The organism is Sorangium sp. So ce726 (assembly GCF_051521405.1).
Classification (GTDB): domain Bacteria; phylum Myxococcota_A; class Polyangia; order Polyangiales; family Polyangiaceae; genus Sorangium.
The window spans coordinates 3,371,893-3,390,717 of record NZ_CP150349.1; the positions used below are offsets into that span (position 1 = coordinate 3,371,893).

The window sequence follows — 18,825 nt, forward strand, 5'->3', positions numbered from 1 at the left end:
GCGGGGGTGCGACAGCTCTTGTCCGCGGCGGCTCTACTGACTTCTTCGAGACGCATGATCGATCCTCTGTGATGGCTCGAGGAGCGGAGCGCTTCACCCGCCGCGGGTGTGCATCTCCAGGTGCGCGTCGCGCTTCAGCTGGATGGCCGGGAGCAGCGCGCCGCGTGATCGGTTGGCGAGGCGGGCCTCGGCGCCGCGGTCGGAGCGAGCGCCCCACACGCGGGCGACGATGGCCTTCATCTCCTCCGGCGAGGCGCCCTGCCGGAGCGGCTCGCGCAGGTTGGTGCCGCGCGGGGCGTAGAGGCACAGATACCACATTCCGTCGGCCGTCAGCCGGCTGCGATTGCAAGCGCTGCAGAACGGCTGCGTCGTCGAGGAGATGATGCCGAACGTCGTCCCATCGGGGAGCGCGAACTGGGCGGCCGGCGCCGCGCCCTCGCTCGGTATCGCTTCCACGCGGCCGTAGCGGCGCGAGAGCGACCTGATGATCTCGGCGCGCGAGAAGACCTTGTCGTATGACCACTGGGTCGCGCCCCCGACGTCCATGTACTCGATGAAGCGGACCTCGGCGGGGATGGTCTTGCCGAACTCGATGAGCCCCGCGAGCTCGTCGTCGTTCACGCCGCGGATCACCACGGTGTCGATCTTGGTGTTAGTGAACCCGGCGGCGGGCACGGAGCGCAGGCCCTCGAGGACCTGGGCGTGGGTCGTGCGGCGGGTGAGCGCCTTGAAGCGCTCGGGGTGGAGCGTGTCGAGGCTGACGGTGACCCGGTGCAGGCCGGCCGCACGCAGCGCGTGGGCGTGCTCGGCGAGGAGCACGCCGTTCGTGGTCATCGCGATGTCATGGATCCTGGGCTTATCGGCGATGAACCGCACGAGCGTCCTCAGATCGCGGCGAAGCAGCGGCTCGCCGCCCGTCAGGCGCACCTTGGCGGCGCCCAGCTCCGCGAAGACGTCGACAAGGAGGCTGATCTCCTCGAACCGGAGGATGTCATCGTGGGGGAGCCAGGCGTACTGTTCCTCCGGCATGCAATACGAGCAGCGGAGGTTGCACCGATCCGTGACCGAGATTCGCAGATCGCCGATCGGCCGGCCGTGCACGTCGACCGTCGACGTCTGGCCCTCCGATCGACGAGCACCGGCGGCACCTGGGAGCGGCATTGTCGCGAGCATGCCACCTTCCTCCTGCGTCCACCTGGCTGATTTTACGCATCAACGGCGGCGCCGAGCCTGCAACGCTGATGGTGTTCCAGGCGCGGACTCGCAAGGGACGGCGGCCGAGTTTCCAGCTCATGAAAGGCGAGACTCGATGGAAAGCGATCTTCTCCTGGCCACGTTCGACTCGACGGTACCCCGAACGACTCAGCACCTCACATCGGCCGGTCGCTCGTGATGACGTCCGCAGAGATCAGCCGCTCTGCGCTCGAGATCGAGCGTGCCCGCTGCCTCAGCGGGGAGGGGAGGATCGGTCGGGCATCGCGGCGTCGAGCTGCATCGGATGGTACGTTTCAGCCATGGAAAACACCGTCAACTTGCTCGCCTTCGGAGGCGCGCGCGACATCGTCGGGGCCTCGGAGGTACGCTTCGAGCTGAGCGGCCCCTGCACGGTGGAGGAGTTCATGGGCGAGGTGTGCCGGCGCTATCCGGCGCTCACGCCGCACCGGCGCTCGATCCGCCTCGCTGTCAATGGGACCTACGCCCAGGCCGACGAGAAGATCAGCTGTGGCGACGATGTCGCGCTGATCCCGCCGGTCGCCGGCGGCTAGGTCGCCTCACGGCGCCGCGGCGCGGAAACGCAGCGGGAACCGCGCCCGCTCTAGAAACGGACGTGCAGCGCCGCCATCCCGCGGAGCTTGGTGTTGGGCTCCCATGTCGGCTCCGGGGTCGCGAGCTCGAGCCGCGGCAGCCGGCGCAGCAGCACCGAGAAGGCGATCTCGAGCTCGGTGATGGCGAGGAAGGAGCCCAGGCACGCGTGCGTGCCCCGGGCGAACACCAGGTGCGGGTTGTGCTTCCGCGTGATGTCCAGCCGATCGGGCTCCGGAAACACCTCGGGGTCGCGGTTGGCGGCGCCCAGCACGACGGAGAGCCGATCCCCCTTCTGGATCAGCTTGCCCCCGAGCTCGAGATCCGTGAGCGCCCAGCGCTCCATCCCTCGCTGTCCAGGCGACGTGTAGCGCAGCAGCTCCTCGACGGCGGTCTGCGTCAGCTCCGGGTGGCCTCGAAGCAGCGCCAGCTGATCGGGATGCGAGAGCAACGTATACACACCAGCCGAGATCATCCGGGCCGTCGTCTCGAAGCCGGCGTAGAGGAAGAACGTGAGGTTCGACAAGAGCTCCGGGAGCGCGAGCCGCTCGCCGTGGTCCTCGGCCGAGAGCAGCGCGCTGATCAGATCGGCCCCCGGGCGTATTTGTCGCTCGGAGATCGCCCTGCTCAGGTACTCTCGCGCGGCGTCATAGGCCTCTTCGCCCTGCTGCCGCACCTCCGGAGGTTGAGCCTGGTCGAACTTCAGATGAATCCGGGTCGTCCACTCGCGAAATTGCTCTCGCTCCGATGCCGGCAAGCCCATCAGCTCGCAGAGCACGAACGTCGGCAAGGGATACGCGTAGTCGGCCACGACGTCCATCCGCCAGTCCCCCTCGACGAGGTCCACGAGATCGTGCGCGATCTCCTCGATCCTCGGCTGGAGACGCAGGACCACCTCGCGCGTGAACCCCTTGCCCACGAGGGAGCGCACCCGGTCATGCTCGGGTGGATCCAGCTCCATCATGTTCGGGGTCCACGGGCATGATCCGGAGCCGCGGCGCGGGACAACGGCCATGACCTTTTCACGTTGTGTGGTCAAGCGCCTGTCGGCCAGGGCGAGCTTCACGTAGGAGTATTTCGTGATCCACCATTCCCCTACCGAGGCGACGAAATGGACAGGCGCTTCCGCCCGGAGGCGTGCGTAGAACGGATAGGGATCCGCCACGAAGGCGGGATCCAGCGCGTCGAAGCTGTCCGCTGACCATTCCTTGTGCGTGACCGCGGATGTCATCTTCCTCCTCCTGACCCACAGGCGACCGAGCTCCGGGGCTGTCGTGTGCCGGTGGACACGCGCGTTCACCTCGCGAGGAAGTCGTCGAGCGCGCGGTGAAACCGGATGGGCCCGAGCTCGAAGCGGCCGAACGTGACGACCTGGTTCGCGCCGGAGCGCAGCCCGCTCTGGATCGACGTCACCTTCCTGAAGTCTTCGTCCAGCGTTGTCTCGAAGGTCTCTCTGTCCGTCTTGGTACGGCGCACCTCGGGCTCCGCCTGCGGGACGCGAGCGGCGCTCGCCCACGTGTGCCAGAGCGTCCGATCCAGGCTGCTCGGAAACATCGTTTGGAGAATGGTCGGACCATCTCGCAGCATGAGGACCGTGTTTGGAAATATCAGATAGACGACATTGGCGACGGAGAGGAGGTCCCAGCTCGCTGGATCGCGGTCCAGGCACGCATTGATCTTGTTCTTGGGGACGATCATGCGCTGGTGGGGGTAGAAGTCGTCATGCAAGGCGACGTTGTCGTGCACCCAGGGTGCGATCGTCTCCGCGTGCGTCTTCCGGAAGTGATAGACCTCGAACGCCCCTTCCATGAGGAGCTTCCAGTTCGCGTTCGGCGAGAAGGCGAGCTGATATGCCGGATGGAGGCGCGAGAGGTTCCAGCCGGCGAGCTCTTGCGCGAGGGGACCCAGAAAGGTGTCCAGATCCGGCCCAGGGTCGGTCCACACCATGCCGAATTTGACCCGGACAGGGAACGGGGTGAGCGCGGTGCGTTCGCAATGCCCCTCGGCAAAGCCGTAGGCGTGTGGGATGTGCAGCAGCTTGCCATCGAGCCCATAGGTCCACGCGTGGAAGGGGCACGTGAAGGAGCTCCGGGCGACGGCGGTGGGGCCGTCCAGGAGCCGTGTGCCTCGGTGGCGACAGGCATTCAAGAACCCCCTGATCTGGCCCTCCTTGTCGACGGAGAGCAGGATCGGCACGCCCAGCCCGTCGTGGGTGACGCAGTCGCCCGGCCTCTGCAGGAACGCCGTGCTCGTCAGGGCGATGGGGTAGCGCTGGAACAGCTGCCCTCGCTCCCTCTCGAGCCGCGCCGGTGACGTATAGATGTCCACCGGCCTCTGCTCCGGCTCCGAGGCCATGTCCGTGGTCCGCCGCTGGATCAGATCGAGCGCGCGCCGTATCAGCGTCACCTGCTCCGCATGCTTCATACAGGCTGGAGAGCGGGCTCGGGCGCTGGTGCCAGCGGTTCCAGGATCTCCCGCTGCGCGCCGGTCAGGCAGGCTGGGAGGGACTTCGGTCCTCGGGGCTCCATGCCCCGGAACCTTGAGCCAATTCTCGGCTAAGCAAGCTCCGAGAGCTCGACCTGGCGCACCGCCGGCGCCGCCGTCATGGAGGGCTCCTCCCTGCGGCGCGGGCTCATCGCGGCGTCCAGCTGCTCGATGAAGCAGGTGTTCTCCGCCGGCAGGCCGACGGTCACGCGGAAGTATTCGTCGTATCGCTCGTCGCCGAACGGCTCGAAGGCCTTCACCTTCACGCCTCGGGCGAGCAGCGCGTCGTGGATCTTCGCCCCGGACCACGCCCCGCGCGCGCGGCACAGGATGAAATTGGTCTGTGACGGATAGGCCTCCAGAGCGCGATGAGCTCCGATGGCCGCCATGAGCCTGGCTCGCTCCCTCGCTGTCTGATGCCGGACGAATCCGAGGTGTCCGCTGTCCTGGAGGGATGCTATCGCGAGCTCTGCGGCCAGCTGCCCGACGCGGTGCGGCGTCATCTTGGCCTCCATCTGCGCCACCACCTTCGCGTCCCCCATGGCGTACCCCACGCGCACCGACGCGAGCCCGTAGGCGAAGGAGAAGCTGCGGAGCACCATCAGGTTGGGATGGCGCAGCACCAGGTCTGCCATCCGGGTGTTCGGGCTCTCCTCGAGGTAGTGTACGTACGCTTCGTCGATGAAGAAGAAGGAGCTCGGGAACCGGGTGAGCAGCGGACCGAGCTCCTGCCTCGTGATGAGGACGTTGCCCGTGGGGTTGTTGGGGTTGCAGAGGTAAACCAGGCCGTCCTGCCGCGAGAGGCGCGACTCGAGCCTCTCCACGTCGAGCGAAAAGCCGTTCTCCGGATGGAGCGGGAGCAGCTCGCATCGCAGCCCCACGCGGACGCCGGACGCAGGCACCTTGGAGTAGGTGAGCCGGGTGGTGATGATGGGATATGCGGTGCGCTTCAGCAAGAAGCGCAGGGTCCGCATCGCCGAACGCTTGATCTCGCGCTCGATCAGGAACGGGATGCAGGTCTTGAGCAGCGGGCCGCTCCCGTTGGCCACCAGCACGTTCTCCGGCCTGACGCCCGCGTCTGCGGCGAGCGCGCGCCGGAGATCTGCGTTGTCCCCGGCGGGGTAGAGCCGCAGGGAGGTGTTGCCGGCGTGGCGCCGCAGGACGTCCGCACACCGCTCGGAGCAGTAGGTACCGTGGTTCAGCGCCATGTCGATGGGCGGCGCGCCGGACCGGCGAACCGGGGCGATGGGTAGGTCGCTCGCTGTCATTCGAGGCTGCATGGAGTGCTCCTCTCGTGGTGTTCAACCAGCATCAACCAGGCTATTCGTCCCCGTGATTCAGGAGGCCACCTTCGCGGGCCAAGTGCAAGGTGGAACAGCGAGAGGCCCGGGCCCAGAAGCTGTGTGCGAAGGCGGGCGATCAGGGAGAGGATGGGCCGTGGTGCGAGCTCGACTCACGGAGCCGTTGTTGTCCCCTCGCAGGCGCTCGTGTGGCACCCTGCTCACGCCGTCGTCGTCCGGCGTGGAGCCCCGCACGCGTGGCTCAAGCCCTCGACGAGGCGGATATCATCGTGCTGCTCGTGAGCTCGTCATTCCTCGACTCCGACTACCGCTGTGACATCGAGATGCGTCGCGCGGTCGAGCGACATGACCGCGGCGAGGCACGGCTGGGGAAGCGCTCTTCCAGGTGGTCGAGCAAATCGTCGAGCAGGACCGTCTTGATGCGCTGATCCGAGCGATCACGACGCGGTGCTCTCGGTGATCACGATGGCGTGAAATCCGCAGCATGCCGGTGGATAGTCCGCCTAGCGCACCGATCACGTTGGAGTCCCGAGGAATCAACAGAAGTGAAGAGAAACCGCAAGGGGCGCAAGGGGAAGGAAAGATAATATCTCGTCTCTGGTCCCTTGCGTCCCATGCGCCCCTTGCGGCTTCTCTCTTTCCCGCATTCCTTGCCCTTGGAGCTTGCTTCCTGGCAGCTCGGCTGGGCCTCGCAACTCATTGAATCCAGGCGCCTTTCAAGCTGCTCGGCGCTCTAGGCGAGCGCTGCCGCCGCGCGGGCACTCACGGACTGATCGCCGCCCCGACCGTCCCGTTCCCGACTGTCCCGGTCGTCGCCTTGACGCCCGGGTTTTGCCGCACGTGCTTCCAGTGGCAATAGCACAGGTACGGCGGGTTGATGCGACACTCGAACCTGTCGATGCAGTACTGAGAGAGCCCCCAGCAGTCTGACGACAGCGTTCCACCCTCGCACGTGCAGCTTCCGTCGTCGCTGCACCACCAACTGAGCGAACCAGTGCCCCCACCGTTGTTCACGAGCGCCTCTGTCACGGCGGTCGTCTCATCCGGAGTGGTCGTTTCGTCGGGGGCCACGACGCAGCCGGCCAGGAGGCCGGAGGCAAGCGACAGGATGGCGAGCGCGGCGCGAATGGTGTTCTTCATCTGAGCAGCTCCTTGTGAGGGTTCGCCGTTCCCTCAGAGCAAGGCAGGTGCCCGCGCATCAAACCCCCCGCTTCTTCGGGCTATTCCTCGGAGGCGTGCGTGGGCATGTTGAGCGAAACCTCGCTCACTTGCGCGCGTAGTTGAGCGAAACCTCGCTCACTTGCGCGCGTAGTGGCGCATTGTGCCGCACGCGTTCGAGCGTTCGCTCAGGGGCAGTGGGAAGGAGGATGGAATCGACAGGACGCGGACCGCCGCACCCATCGGGTCGCGGCCTCGCGCGACCGCTCAGCTCGCACGGAGCGGCGGCGCCTGCAGCGGGGCGCTCTCTCGCTCGAGAGCGAGGGCAGCGCGCAGCACCAGCGCTTCCTCGAAGTGGCGCCCAACGATCTGCAGCCCGAGCGGCAGGCCGGCGCTGGTGAGGCCCATCGGCACGCTGACCGCCGGCTGGCGCGTCAGGCTGAAGGGCGCGGCGAAGGAGGCTGGGAGCGCGCCGCCGTCGATCAGGGGCGCGGCCCCAGCCGACGTCGGTGTCACCAGGAGATCGAAGCGGCGGTGGAACGCGGCCATGGTCAGGGCCAGCTCCGCGCGCTGCCGCTCCGCCTCCAGATACGCCACGGCGCTCAGCGCCTCTCCCTGGGCTGCCGCGTTTTGGACCGCCGGATCGAGCCGCGCGCGCTGCTCCGGCCCGAGGTCCCGCACCGTGTGCGCGGCGCGCGCCGCGAACAGCGTCCGCAGCACGCCCCCCGGGTCGTCGAACGGCGGCGCCACCTCCTCCACCTCGGCGCCGAGCCGTCGCAGGAGCGCGACCGCCGCGTCGAAGCGGGACCGCGTCTCACCCGGCAGATCGACGTACCCCAGCGTGGCGCTCACGCCGACCCGCACGCGGCGCAGGAAGCGTACGTCGGACGCGTTGAGCGCGTCGGACGGGCCGAGCGTATCGGGCGCGTCGAGCGCATCGGGGGCCTCGACCGCGACCAGCGCGCCCAGGTACAGGGCGTCCTCGCGCGGCGGCGGAGCCCGGAATGGATCGCGGTCGTCAGGACCGGAGAGGACCGAGAGGAGCAGCGCCGCATCGCCGACGGTGCGCGCGATCGGCCCCACGTGCGGCGGCACTCCCACCACGCTCGCCGGGTGCGCGGGCACCCGACCGAAGGTCGGCTTGCACCCCACCACCCCGGAGAACGCGCTCGGCACGCGGATCGAGCCGCCGCCGTCCGTTCCGACGGCGAGCGGCCCGAAGCCAGCCGCCACGGCCGTGACGGCGCCGGCGCTGCTGCCGCCCGGCGTGCGCCGCGGGTCCCACGCGTTGCGCGTGAACCCCGTCAGCGGGCTGTCGCCGAGGCCCTTCAGGCCGAACTCGGACGTCGTCGTCTTCCCGAAGAGCACCGCCCCGTGCTCCCGCAGGCGGGCGACGGCGGGCGCGTCCTCCGTCCAGGGTCCGGCCGCGTCCACGGTGCGCGAGCCCCGCCGGGTCGGCCAGCCGCGCGTGAGCAGGAGGTCCTTCACCGAGACAGGCACCCCGTCCAGGCGCCCCACCGGCTCGCCTCGAGCCCAGCGCGCCTCGGACGCCCGCGCGGCCTCGAGGGCCCGCTCCTCGTCGAGGAGCACGAACGCGTTGAGCGGGGCTCCGTGGCGCTCCACATGGGCAAGGACGGCGCGGAGCGCCTCGACGGGGGAAGCGCTCCGGGAGCGATAGAGCGCGAGGAGCTCGACGGCGGTGGCCTGAACGAGCGAGGTGGGCGGCATGTGTCCACTATAACGGATGATGTGTCCTTTGCAACGGACGTGAACGGACGTGCGCGGTGGCCTCGGTGTCCCCGCCATGGTCGTTGTCGTGTGGATGGGTCGTGCATCACAGCCGACTGCGACGCCGGGCACAGCTCGAGCTCAGCCGTGACTACGCGGTCGCATCCACGGAAGCACAGAGGCTTGCGCTCCGGGGGGCCGGCGAGGCCCTGTCCGCCAAGGGGGCACACGGGAGCATGGGCGCGTTCGTGGGCTTTTTCCTCTCGAGCGCTGGCGCGCTGTTCATGATCGCCTGCGCTCTTGAATCCATCAGCTCGGGGCAGGTCCCACGCGCGTAGGTGCCCCGAGCTCGTGCAAGATCCGTTCTGACCGACTTCCCCTGGACGCTCGCGCCCATCGAGTAACTCGCTTTGCGGCGTTGTCCCCCGACGAGCTCGCTTCTTTCAGGAACCCGGCCAGCCCGCATCGTCGCCAGGCGGACACAGCATCAATCCAGGGACGAACTTCGGGAATGATGCTGTACCAGGATGGGTCGACGCGGACGCGAAGAGGTGGTAGACGTACGAGCTTCAGGAGCAACATGGCGCCGATACGTACGCGAAAAGTGAGTCTCTGCGGCAAGGAGCTGCAAGGCCTTCAGCACATCTGCGCGTTCTTCGATTCGCGCAAGGAAATGTACGACATCCTCAATCCGTACTTCCGGGAAGGAATCGATATCGGCGACGAGGTGGTGACCATCTTCGAGTCGAGCGCTCATGACGACCACGTGGATCGGATGCAAAAGGGCGGCGTGCCCGTGCAGGACGCGATTCAGCGTGGCCAGCTCAAGGTCGTGCCTTCCGAACAGACATACATCCAGGACAACGTGTTCGTCGCGGACCGCATGTACTCGACCGTCGAGGGCGTGCTCAAGGGCGCAGCCGAAGGCGAGTTCAAGTCCGTTCGCGCCTGCGGCGACATGGAATGGGCGCTGAAGAACCTGCCGGGCACCGAGGACCTGATGGTCTACGAAGCAAAGTTGAACATGCTGGCGCCCAAGCACGACTGCACGCTTCTTTGCTGCTATGACGTCAATCGCTTCAGCGGCCGGGTGATCGCCGATGTGCTCGCCACGCACTCGCACGTGATCATCGGCGGCCACGTGCACGAGAATCCGTACTACCTCGACCCGGTGACGTTCCTGAAGAAGCTCGCGTTGCGGCGGGCGCCGGTGCCTCTCGCGAACGAGGGCTGACCCTCACGCCGTCGGCTGGTCCGCGTCCCGCGGCAGGCGCCCGGCGTGCAGGGCGCCGCGGCGCTCGGCTTCGGGCGCCGGGCTGGCACGATCGCCACCTCGCTCCGCGTGGTATACCGCCCGGCGTGGGACGCTTCGATCATCTTGCCACCACGCCTGCGCGCGGCGCAGCCGACGTCCTCAAGTGGAAGCTCGGCGCCCGCGAGAAGGCCGTCGCCGATGGGTTCGTCACGCCGCACCGCCCGTACGACCGCTCGCTGGTCGAGAGCGGCCGCGCCTCCCTCACGTGGATTGGCCACGCGTCGTTCCTGCTCGTGCTGGGCGGCTTGCGCATCCTGATCGATCCCATCCTCGCGGCGGGCCTCGGCACCACGAAGCGGCTCGCCCCGGCGGGCATCCCGCTCGAGGACCTCACCGAGATCGATCTGGTGCTGATCACGCACAACCACCGCGATCACCTCGACACGCCCACGCTGTCGCGCATCCTCGCGGCGCACGCCGTGCACCCGGGCAAGCTCGGCAAGAAGAACGCGCCGCTCCGGCCCCGCTTCGTGGTGCCGCAGGGCAACGGCGCGCTCCTCGCGAAGCTGGGCGCGGGCGCGATCGACGAGCTCGCGTGGTGGCAGTCTGTCCGCGTCGGCCAGGTCGAGATCACGCTCGTGCCCGCGCGGCACTGGTCGATGCGCATGCCCTGGGACAGGAACGAGGCGCTCTGGGGCGGCTTCGTGATCCGCGGCCCCGAGGGCACCGCGTACCACTCGGGCGACACCGGCTTCTTCGACGGCTTCGCGGAGATCGGCGAGCGCAACGGCGGCTCCATCGACTGGGCCATGTTGCCCATCGGCGCCTATGCCCCGCGCTGGTTCATGGAGCCGCAGCACATGGGCCCGGAAGAGGCCGTGCAGGCCTCCCAGCTGCTCGGCGCGCGCACCTTCGTCGCGATGCACTGGGGCACGTACAAGCTCACCGACGAGCCGATCGGCGAGCCGCCGGTCCGCGCGCGCGAGGCCTTCCTGAAGGGCCGCAGCGACATGGAGCGCCTGTGGATCCTCGACGTCGGCGAGACCCGCAGGCTCTGAGATCACTCGCCTCCTGACGGCGGCGGCAGGCCCGGCAAGCCGTCGATGCTCGTCGTGTTCTTCTCCAGCCGATAGCGCGAGAGGCCCTCCGGCCCCTTGCGTTCTGCCCATTTCGACAGCGTGTCCCGCTCGCCCTCGTAGGCCATGTGCGGCACGGCGTAGCCGCACGACGTGGCGATGCGCTCGAGCTCGACGCGGATCACCGAGCGGACGCCCTGGAACTGCGGGAAGAGGTCCGCCAGCGCGCCGAAACGCGGGTCGCCGGGGAAGATGGGCTCGCCGCGGCCCTGGAGGCGCAGGATGCGGGGTGGGCCGTCGAACGCGCAGAACATCAGCGTGATGCGGCCGTTGTCGCGCAGGTGCGCGATGGTCTCGACGCCGCTGCCGGTCAGGTCGAGGTAGGCCACGGTCCGCGGGTCGAGGACGCGGAAGGTGTCGTGCCCCTTCGGCGACAGGTTGACGTGCCCGCCGCTGCCCGAGGGGGCGGAGGCCACGAAGAAGAGGCGCTGCTCGGCCAGGAAGCCGATGAGGTCGTCGTCCAGCTCGGAGAAGGTTCGTCCCATGGATCCTCGTGGGCGGCGGGCAAGCGCCGGGGCGCTGGAGGGCGCTGTGCTGCGCGCGACCGCGCAGCGCCATGGCGTGCTGCCGCGTCGCGCGGTGTTGTAGGGGCGGCGTGGCGGTGAGGGGAGGGGGAGAGCCGGGGCGATCCAAGGCGCCTTCCTGGCGCGGCGCGGATCCGGTAGTCCTCGCCCCGTCTCCGGTCCGACATGCCCCCATCGACCACGCCTCCCTCCGTCGCCCAGCGCCTCGCGCGCGCCCTCGAGGTGCTCGTGCCGGCGCTCGACATCGTCGAGGCGCGCGTCGACGAGGGCGCGCCGCCGGCCTGGTGCGAGGCGCGGGGCTGGACGGGCTTCCTGCTGGCGCTCTCCGACGCCGATCTCGCCCGCTGCGAGGCCGGCGGGCTCGCGGCGTGCATCGACCGTCTCGAGGGCGCGCCCCCGAGCCTCGTGGCCCTGGCGCGGGCCGCGGACGAGGCGGCCAGGCTGCCGCGGCGGCCGGTCCAGCCGCTCCCGCCGGCGTCGCTGGACGAGCTGCGGGCGGTGCCGGCGCGCAAGCGGCTCCAGCTGGAGGCCCTGCTCGGCGCCGTGGCCCCCATGGCCGCCCGCGCCCGCCGCCTCGTCGACGTGGGCGCGGGGCACGGCCACTTCACCCGCCTGGCCGCCGCGCGCTTCGACCGGGATGCGATCGGCCTGGAGCGCGAGCCCGACCGCGTGGCCACGGCCTCCGCGCTGGCCGCCGGGGGGCGGGCGCGCTTCGTGGCGTTCGACGCGTTCGAGCAGGCGCTGGCGTTCGCTCCGGACGACCTGCCGGTCGGTCTGCACGCCTGCGGCGAGCTCGGGGACCGCATGGTGACGGCGGCGGCCGAGGCGCCCTGCGATCTGGCGCTCGTCTCGTGCTGCCTGCAGAAGATCGGCGCGCCGGCCCGCGCCCCGCTCTCGGCCGCGGCCAGGGCGGCGGGGCTCGTCCTGAAGCGCGAGGCGCTGGGGCTCACCAACCTGACGGCGCGCCTCGCGGGGGTCGAGGCCAGCCTGGGCGAGGAGCTTCTGGCGCGCGAGCGGCGGCACGCGCTGCTGTCGCTGCTCCGCGGCCGGGGGCTCGACGTCGCCCTGGGCGAGGAGATGCGCGGGATCAACCGGCGGCGCGCGCACGGCGGGCTGCGCGAGCTCGCGGCGAGGGCGCTCGCGCTGCGGGGCCTCGGCCCGGCGACCGAGGCCGAGCTCCGCGAGCGCGAGGTCGCGGCGCGCGCGGCGTTCGGCCAGATGCGCCGGCTCACGCTGCCGCGCGCGCTCCTGGCCCGGCTCACGGAGGTCGCGGTCGCGCTGGATCGCGCGATGGTCCTTGGTGAGCGGGGCCACGAGGTCGAGGCGGCCATCGTCTTCGAGCCCGAGGTGACGCCGAGGAACGTCGCGATCTTCGCGAGCGCCCGGCCGGGAGGGCTCGGCGGCTGACGCGGCCCCGCGGCGCTGGGGCCAGGGCCTCCGCCATGGGCCGCTCGCCAGCAGCGCTGCGGATCGGGTGCTTCCCTGGAAACAGTGACGCGCTGCAGACCCTTGATTCCAAGCGTTTCATGGAATGGCACGCACGGTGCACATCACGGCGCCATGCAAAGACGTCAGTTCTTGGGAGGCGCCGCAGCAGCGGTGTCGGCAGCGCTTCTCGCAGGCAGGGCCCGGGCCGCCGGGCCCAGTGTGATCCGCGTCGGTGTGCCCGGTGTCGGCGTGGGCAATCGCCCCGTCACCGGAGGAAGCTTCTTCTCCCTCTTGCACCTCCAGGGGACCCTCGCCGAGGAGTTCAAGAAGGACGGCATCGAGGTGAAGTGGAACTTCTTCCGCGGCGCAGGTCCAGCCGTGAACGAGGCGGTCGCGAACAACCTGCTCGACATCTGGACCCACGGTCACCTGCCTTCCGTGGTCGGTCGGGCGAGCGGCCTCAAGACGCGGCTCCTGGCGAGCGCCAGCCGGCGCGGGCACGCCTACCTGGTGGTGCCCGCCGACTCGCCCATCAACGGGGTCCGGGACCTGCGCGGCAAGAAGGTGGCCTTCCAGAAGGGCACGGCCACGCAGCTGTCCGCGAACCGGATCCTCGAGGGCCACGGGCTGACCGAGAAGGACGTCCGGTCCATCAGCATGGATGCCTCCACCGCGAAGGCGGCGATCGCCACGAAGGACATCGACGCGGTGTTCGGCGGCACGGATTACCTCTCGCTGCGCGACCAGGGGATCGCCAAGATCGTCTACACGACGAAGGGCGATTCCCCGACCTACCCGAGCAATTCAGGCATCATCGCGCGGGAGGACTTCATCAACGAATATCCCGACGTCGTGCAGAAGATCATCACGCTCGCGGTGAAGTCCGCGTCGTGGCTCGCGGACGAGAAGAACCGCACGCAGGCCTTCCAGCTGTGGTCGAAGTCGGGCACGCCCTTCGCGAACTACAAGGAAGCGCAGCAGGGCGAGGACATGAAGCAGAACGCCAGCCCGCTGCTCGACGAGTACGTCATCGCCCGGTACAAGTCGGCGGTCTCCGACTCGAAGAAGTTCGGCCTGATCAGGAGCACGTTCGAGGTCGAGCCCTGGACCGATCGGCGCTTCCTCAACCGGGCGCTGAAGGATGTCGGCGCCGAGCGCCTCTGGGCGGAGTGGGACGCGAACGGCAAGCCGAAGGGCTGATGGTATCGGGGCGCGGGCCGCAACGCGCGGCCTGCGCCGCCGACGCGCTTGATCCCACCACGCTGCAAGGAATGACCTGATGGAGAAGAGGCGGATTGGCTCGCTCGACGTGTCGGTCGTGGGCCTTGGGTGCAACAACTTCGGCGGTCGAATCGACGAGCAGAGGACGGCGGCGGTCGTCGGCGCGGCGCTTGATGTCGGCATCAACTTCTTCGACACGGCGGACGTCTATGGCGGCACGCGGAGCGAGGAGCTGCTCGGCAAGGCCCTCGGGAGCCGGCGGAGCTCGGTGATCATCGCGACCAAGTTCGGCGTCCCGCTCGACGACGAGCGCAGGGGCGGCGCGCGGCCGGCGTACATCCAGCGCGCCGTGGAGGACAGCTTGCGCCGGCTCGGCACCGACTGGATCGACCTCTACCAGCTGCACCGCCCTGATCCCGAGACGCCGATCGAGGACACGCTGGAGGCGCTCGACGCGCTGGTCCGCGCCGGCAAGGTGCGCGAGATCGGCAGCTCCAACTTCTCGGCCGCGCAGATCCGCGTCGCGGAGGAGGCGATCCGCGCAGGGAAAGCGCGCTTCGTCAGCGTCCAGAACGAGTACAGCCTGCTCCAGCGCGAGCCCGAGCGGGAGGTGCTCTCGGACAGCAAGCGCCTCGGGATCGCCTTTCTGCCCTATTTCCCGCTGGCGAGCGGGCTGCTCTCCGGCAAGTACAGGCCCGGAAGCCCGGCGCCGATCGGCGCCCGGCTCTCGTCGCAGGACACGGCGCTCTCCGCGCGCTTCCTGACGGACCGGAACCAGCAGACCGCCGCGGCGCTCGGCGCTTACGCGGCGTCCCGGGGCCATACGCCGCTGGAGCTGGCCTTCTCGTGGCTCGCCAGCCGGCCCGCGGTGGCCTCCGTGATCGCCGGCGCGACGTCGCCGGAGCAGGTGCGCGCGAACGCCGCCGCCGTGGGCTTCCGGCTGACCGGGGCCGATCTGGAAGAGATCGATCGACTGGCGCCGCTCCCGGCCCGCTGAGCGAAGAGGAATCCATGGCCGTTTCGACATCCACGTTGCGTGTTCAGGCTGCCGTCGAGCAGCTCCGGTCCGGCGGTATGGTGATCCTCGTCGACGACGAGGCGCGCGAGGACGAGGGAGATCTCGTCGTCCTTGCAGAGCACGCGACGCCGGCCGCCATCAATTTCATGGCGACCCACGGCCGGGGGCTGATCTGCCTCGCCCTCACCGAAGACCAGGTGGACCGCCTCGGGCTGCCGCTCATGGCGACCCGGCCCGGCGCTCGCCGGTCGACGGCGTTCACCGTGAGCATCGAGGCGCGCGAGGGCGTCACGACAGGCATCAGCGCCCGCGACCGGGCACGCACCGTCGCGGCCGCGATCGCGCGGGACGCGTCGCCGCGAGACGTTGTGTCGCCAGGGCACGTGTTCCCGCTGCGCGCGCGCCGAGACGGGGTGTTCGAGCGCGAAGGGCACACCGAGGGCGCGGTCGACCTGGCGCGGCTCGCCGGGGCGCTGCCGGCCGCCGTCATCTGCGAGATCCTGAATGACGACGGGACGATGGCGCGCCGCCGGGACCTCGCGCGCTTCGCGGCGCGACAGGGGCTGCCGCTCGTCTCCATCGACGACCTCATCCGTCACCGCGTGCGGAGCGAGGACGTCGCCTCGCGCGTCCGGAGCGCCCCGTTCCGGCCCGCAGGCCTGAGCGGCGAGTGGCGGGCGCACACGTACACGATACGTCGCGAGAGGCAGCTGCTCCTCCTGACGCACGGCGCGCCGGCGCCTGCCGGCGACCCCGCGCTCGTGTACACCCACCGCGCTGCGCTCGTCTCGGACCTCCTCGGCGACGCCGATCTGTTCGACGCCCTGAGTCACATCGAGGCCGCCGGCGCCGGCGCGGTCGTCTATGTGCCCCCGCCGGCCGAGCCGATAGCCGCGGGAACTGACGTCACCATGGGGCTCGAGCTCGCTGTGGCTGCGCGTGAGCTCGTAACGTTCGGGTATCGCCGGGTGACGCTCCTCGATTCGAGGGCGCCCTGGCCCGACGGGCCGAAGAAGGAGATCGACCTCGAGACGGGCGAGCCTGTGACGCAGGTGGGGGGCCACGGTGCGCCGGTGCCGCGGCGCGGGCGGACGGCGGACGGCCTCTCGGGGTCCCCCGCCCTGCAGAGCTGAGGCGAGCGCGCCGCTGCGACGCGGGTGGAGCGCCGTCGCTCCTCGCCGCCGGTGCAGCTCGTCGGCCCGGGCCCGTTCCCCCTGAGGATTCCGGGTCATGGCCGCACGTTGCAGATGATCCGACCCAGCGTGGATGTCGCTCTGGTGAGCTAGAACACCGATCGCGTTGATCAAGCGAGAAATAAACCGCCAAGACGCCATAAGACGCCAAAAAACACAAAGATCTTGGCGTCTTATGGCGCCTTGGCGGTTCGAAATTCTGCGCTTTTTAGGCAGTTTCAACCCGTCTGTCGCTCTAGGCTCTGCCTGACGACCCGCGGCTCGTATCGAGCCATCGGTCGATCTCGCTGGGGAAGGGCAATGAACGGGCAGAAGCTCATACCGGAGCTCGACGTGGCGGATCTCGGCGCCTCGCTCCGCTTTTACGTCGGCGTCATCGGCTGCACGCTGCGGTACGAGAGGCCAGAGGAGAGATTCGCCTTCATCGACCTGGAGGGCGCGCAGCTCATGCTGCAGGAGGCGGCGGGGCCGGGCCGCAGGTTCCGCACCGCGCCGCTGGAGCATCCTTACGGGCGCGGCGTCAATTTTCAGATCGAGGTCGCCGACGTCACGCCGCTGTACGAGCGCGTGCGCGCAGGCGGCTTCCAGATCGTGATCCCCTTCGAGGAGAGGTGGTACCGCGAGGGTGATACGGAGCTCGGCAACCGCCAGTTCGTCGTCGCCGACCCCGACGGCTATCTCCTGCGGTTCTTCACGGACCTGGGCCAGCGCCCTCTGCGCTCTTGATCGCTCTCTCCGCGTGTCAGAAATCCAGCCAGGGCTCTGTCGCGCGAACGAAGAGAGATTTTGACGCAAAGGCGCCAAGGGCGCAAAGACGCAAAACTACAAATAATCTGCTCTTTTTTGCGCCTTTGCGCCTTTGCGCCTTTGCGTCAAAATCTCTCTCCGGACCTCTGGCAGGCGAGACTAGTACAGCGTTCCCGAAGTTCGTACCTGGATCTGCGGTACACCAGGCCAGGCCCTCGCGATGGCTCGCAGCCCGAGCGTGGCGAGCCTACACGCGACGCATTCCGGTCTACGGGGCGGGTTTGCCGGTTCATCCACGATCGCCTGCGCTTTTGAATCCATCAGCACGGGGCAGGTCCCACGCGCGTAAGTGCCCCGAGCTCGCGCAAAAGCCGTTCTGTTGCCCGCGTCGCTGCGCCAGAAGCTGCAGCACGCGGCGCGCTCGCCCAAGACCCCGCAGCGCGATGCGCAGCGTGCCCGGATCGCGCTCTTGGCCGACGAGGGCTGGAGCAACGAGCGGATCCAGCTTGATGTAGGCTGCGACATCAAGACGGTGCGCAAGTGGCGCAACCGGATCGCGGCGTTTGCTGACGAGGCGGTGCTGCAGGACAGGATGCGCAGGGGCCGACCGCCGCGCGTGGCCACCACAGTGCACTACGACCTTATCAAGTTGGCCTGCAGTCGCCCCGATGAGCACAAGGTCCCGTTCGAACAGGTCTGGACTCTGGAGCGGCTGGCGAAGGCCCTGAAGCTCGAGACCAAGGTAGAACTGAGCCGCACCGAGATCTGGCGCGTGCTGCGGGGAGCAAGCCTCCGACCGCATCGCGTCCGGCTGTGGCTACACAGCCCGGACCCGCATTTCCGCCCCAAGGTCGAGGCGATCTGCAAGCTGTATTTGGAGCCTCCCGCAGGCGCCACCGTGCTCTGCGTCGACGAGAAGACGGGCATGCAGGCGCTGAAGCATCGGTTCCCCATGCAGCCGTGCCGTAGCCGAAGAGCCGCGCGCAAGGAGTTCGAGTACCAGCGCCACGGCACGCGCACACTGATCGGGGCCTTCAATATCAAGACGGGCGAGGTGGTGTCGCGCTGCGGACCGACACGCACCGCCGCCGATCTGCTCGCGTTCATGGACGAGGTGGCGGAGCGCTACCCCACGGGCGACGTCTATATCATCTGGGACAATCTCAACATTCACCACGGCGCCAGGTGGAATCAGTTCAACGCGCGGCACGGCGGACGCTTTCACTTCGTCTACACGCCCATCCATGCGTCGTGGGTCAATCAGATCGAGCTGTGGTTCAGCATCCTGAGCCGTCGGGTGCTCAAGCACGCCTCCTTCGCGTCCGCCGAGGAGTTGAGCCGTTGCGTGCTCGCCTTCGTGCGCCACTGGAACAAGCACGAAGCCCGGCCCTTTCGCTGGAAGTTCCGCGGCCAGTGGAGGGCGACCTTGCCGTCCTACGCCGCCTGAGCTTCCGTGCGGTCCGATGTCGAAGCCGTCCGCCTCCCCGGAGCACGCCGCCTCCGTCCGCGCCTACCTCGCAGCCGAGGGAATGTCCCATCTGCGGGCCCGCAAGTACGGGCAGCTCGTGATCATCGAGTCGGGTCCTGGAGCGGGCCCGATAGCCCACGCCAGGCTCCGCCGTGACACTGTCCACCTCTGGACGCTCGAGATCGCAACCCACACCGGTAGGTGGGAGAAGACCGGCTTCCGCGGCCCGTGGCAGGACTTGCTCAAGCTGTTGATGACCGACTTCCCCTGGACGCTCGCGCCGATCGAGTAACTCGCTCCGCGGCGTTGTCCCGCGACGAGCTCGCTCCGTTTCAACGCCCGGCCAGCCCGGCTCGCGGCC

The 18,825-nt window shown here is 69.0% G+C and carries 18 protein-coding genes; 11 read left to right on the top strand and 7 right to left on the bottom strand.

Annotated elements, in window-relative coordinates:
* Window positions 1-93: 93 nt before the first annotated feature.
* A complete protein-coding gene (moaA, locus tag WME79_RS12805; RefSeq protein ID WP_437535106.1) occupies window positions 94-1,173 on the bottom strand; it encodes a GTP 3',8-cyclase MoaA in 1,080 nt (359 codons plus the stop codon).
* Between the two features lie 341 nt (window positions 1,174-1,514).
* Between moaA and WME79_RS12810 the strand changes: the two genes are divergently transcribed.
* The gene (locus WME79_RS12810) at window positions 1,515-1,766 is read left to right on the top strand and encodes a MoaD/ThiS family protein (RefSeq protein WP_437535108.1); all 252 of its coding nucleotides are present in this window, start codon (window positions 1,515-1,517) and stop codon (window positions 1,764-1,766) included.
* Window positions 1,767-1,816: 50 nt separating this feature from the next.
* Here WME79_RS12810 and WME79_RS12815 read toward each other — a convergent pair whose 3' ends face one another.
* The 3 genes from WME79_RS12815 to WME79_RS12825 form a co-directional block, all read right to left on the bottom strand.
* Window positions 1,817-3,034, bottom strand: a complete 1,218-nt coding sequence (locus WME79_RS12815; RefSeq protein WP_437535110.1) for a cytochrome P450 — start codon at window positions 3,032-3,034, stop codon at window positions 1,817-1,819.
* A gap of 65 nt (window positions 3,035-3,099) precedes the next feature.
* On the bottom strand, window positions 3,100-4,227 hold the full coding sequence (locus WME79_RS12820; protein WP_437535112.1) for an aromatic ring-hydroxylating oxygenase subunit alpha: 1,128 nt from the start codon (window positions 4,225-4,227) through the stop codon (window positions 3,100-3,102).
* A gap of 131 nt (window positions 4,228-4,358) precedes the next feature.
* The gene (locus tag WME79_RS12825; protein ID WP_437535113.1) at window positions 4,359-5,567 is read right to left on the bottom strand and encodes a pyridoxal phosphate-dependent aminotransferase; all 1,209 of its coding nucleotides are present in this window, start codon (window positions 5,565-5,567) and stop codon (window positions 4,359-4,361) included.
* 257 nt (window positions 5,568-5,824) lie between these two features.
* Between WME79_RS12825 and WME79_RS12830 the strand changes: the two genes are divergently transcribed.
* The gene (locus WME79_RS12830; protein ID WP_437535114.1) at window positions 5,825-6,016 is read left to right on the top strand and encodes a hypothetical protein; all 192 of its coding nucleotides are present in this window, start codon (window positions 5,825-5,827) and stop codon (window positions 6,014-6,016) included.
* A 334-nt stretch (window positions 6,017-6,350) separates the two neighbouring features.
* Here the strand turns inward: WME79_RS12830 and WME79_RS12835 are convergent, their stop codons facing one another.
* Window positions 6,351-6,728 carry a hypothetical protein gene (locus WME79_RS12835; protein WP_437535115.1) on the bottom strand — a complete coding sequence of 126 codons (378 nt, stop codon included), beginning with the start codon at window positions 6,726-6,728 and terminating at the stop codon, window positions 6,351-6,353.
* A gap of 285 nt (window positions 6,729-7,013) precedes the next feature.
* Window positions 7,014-8,474 carry an amidase gene (locus WME79_RS12840; protein ID WP_437535116.1) on the bottom strand — a complete coding sequence of 487 codons (1,461 nt, stop codon included), beginning with the start codon at window positions 8,472-8,474 and terminating at the stop codon, window positions 7,014-7,016.
* A gap of 580 nt (window positions 8,475-9,054) precedes the next feature.
* On the opposite strand from WME79_RS12840, the gene WME79_RS12845 reads away from it, so the two are divergent.
* Together WME79_RS12845 and WME79_RS12850 are read left to right on the top strand one after the other, a co-directional pair.
* On the top strand, window positions 9,055-9,708 hold the full coding sequence (locus WME79_RS12845) for an MEDS domain-containing protein (protein WP_437535117.1): 654 nt from the start codon (window positions 9,055-9,057) through the stop codon (window positions 9,706-9,708).
* A 125-nt stretch (window positions 9,709-9,833) separates the two neighbouring features.
* Window positions 9,834-10,787: an MBL fold metallo-hydrolase gene (locus WME79_RS12850; RefSeq protein WP_437535118.1), complete on the top strand. Its 954-nt coding sequence runs from the start codon at window positions 9,834-9,836 to the stop codon at window positions 10,785-10,787.
* 2 nt (window positions 10,788-10,789) lie between these two features.
* Here WME79_RS12850 and WME79_RS12855 read toward each other — a convergent pair whose 3' ends face one another.
* Window positions 10,790-11,350: a pyridoxamine 5'-phosphate oxidase family protein gene (locus WME79_RS12855; RefSeq protein WP_437535119.1), complete on the bottom strand. Its 561-nt coding sequence runs from the start codon at window positions 11,348-11,350 to the stop codon at window positions 10,790-10,792.
* Window positions 11,351-11,554: 204 nt separating this feature from the next.
* On the opposite strand from WME79_RS12855, the gene WME79_RS12860 reads away from it, so the two are divergent.
* The 7 genes from WME79_RS12860 to WME79_RS12890 all read left to right on the top strand — a co-directional run bounded on the left by WME79_RS12860 (window position 11,555) and on the right by WME79_RS12890 (window position 18,756).
* Window positions 11,555-12,796, top strand: a complete 1,242-nt coding sequence (locus WME79_RS12860; protein ID WP_437535120.1) for a methyltransferase — start codon at window positions 11,555-11,557, stop codon at window positions 12,794-12,796.
* Window positions 12,797-13,066: 270 nt separating this feature from the next.
* Window positions 13,067-14,017, top strand: a complete 951-nt coding sequence (locus WME79_RS12865) for an ABC transporter substrate-binding protein (protein WP_437535121.1) — start codon at window positions 13,067-13,069, stop codon at window positions 14,015-14,017.
* A 79-nt stretch (window positions 14,018-14,096) separates the two neighbouring features.
* Window positions 14,097-15,035, top strand: coding sequence for an aldo/keto reductase (locus WME79_RS12870; protein ID WP_437535122.1), 939 nt, complete (start codon window positions 14,097-14,099; stop codon window positions 15,033-15,035).
* Window positions 15,036-15,049: 14 nt separating this feature from the next.
* A complete protein-coding gene (ribB, locus tag WME79_RS12875) occupies window positions 15,050-16,189 on the top strand; it encodes a 3,4-dihydroxy-2-butanone-4-phosphate synthase (protein ID WP_437535123.1) in 1,140 nt (379 codons plus the stop codon).
* Window positions 16,190-16,549: 360 nt separating this feature from the next.
* Window positions 16,550-16,975 carry a bleomycin resistance protein gene (locus WME79_RS12880; RefSeq protein ID WP_437535124.1) on the top strand — a complete coding sequence of 142 codons (426 nt, stop codon included), beginning with the start codon at window positions 16,550-16,552 and terminating at the stop codon, window positions 16,973-16,975.
* A gap of 400 nt (window positions 16,976-17,375) precedes the next feature.
* On the top strand, window positions 17,376-18,443 hold the full coding sequence (locus tag WME79_RS12885) for an IS630 family transposase (protein WP_437523247.1): 1,068 nt from the start codon (window positions 17,376-17,378) through the stop codon (window positions 18,441-18,443).
* A gap of 16 nt (window positions 18,444-18,459) precedes the next feature.
* The gene (locus tag WME79_RS12890; RefSeq protein ID WP_437523245.1) at window positions 18,460-18,756 is read left to right on the top strand and encodes a hypothetical protein; all 297 of its coding nucleotides are present in this window, start codon (window positions 18,460-18,462) and stop codon (window positions 18,754-18,756) included.
* The last annotated feature ends 69 nt before the right edge of the window (window positions 18,757-18,825 follow it).